2 protein-coding genes are annotated in these 535 nt (G+C 46.7%); one reads left to right on the top strand and one right to left on the bottom strand.

The genetic code is table 11. From position 1 onward, the window contains the following. Window positions 1-251, top strand: a 251-nt coding sequence (locus R7Q09_RS28060) for a SelT/SelW/SelH family protein (RefSeq protein WP_318144196.1), incomplete at its 5' end; no start/stop codon positions are given. A gap of 58 nt (window positions 252-309) precedes the next feature. On the opposite strand, the gene R7Q09_RS28055 is transcribed toward R7Q09_RS28060, so the two are convergent. Continuing rightward, a partial coding sequence (locus tag R7Q09_RS28055) for a metallophosphoesterase family protein (protein ID WP_318144195.1) occupies window positions 310-535 on the bottom strand: 226 nt, incomplete at its 5' end.

Genomic DNA, 535 nt, shown 5'->3' with positions numbered 1-535 from the left:
ACTGCCGACAATGCAACTGGATGTTGCGTTCGACTTGGCTATCACAAGAGTTGCTGCATACTTTTAGCGAAGAAATCGAAACCATCAGTTTGCATCCAGACACAGGTGGTCGATTCGAGATTTTCTGCAATGGCCAGCAAATTTGGGAACGTAAGAAGGACAGCGGTTTTCCTGAGGCAAAAGTACTAAAACAGCGCGTAAGAGACATCATCGACCCAGAGCGCGATCTCGGTCATTCCGATACAAAATAAGGGAACACTCGGTTCCCTTATTTAAATCATTTTCGTAGCGACTAACCTTAGTTGGTCGTTAAATCGTCGTCTGCGCCAGCACTTCACCTTCTGGCGTTTGAACACTGAGCGTATTCCCATCCAGTAATCCAAAACTTCTTGGTAAACCGTTACGCGGGAAGGTCATTGAACCGGGGTTAAAGATCACCACACCCTCTTTCATTTCGGCTACGGGAACATGCGTATGACCATGAGCGATGATGTCACCCTCTCGCAAAGGTGGTCTTTTATCGCTGTTGTACAAA

This window comes from Vibrio sp. 2130-1 (genome assembly GCF_033339515.1).
This window is presented reverse-complemented; position numbering and strand designations above follow the sequence as displayed.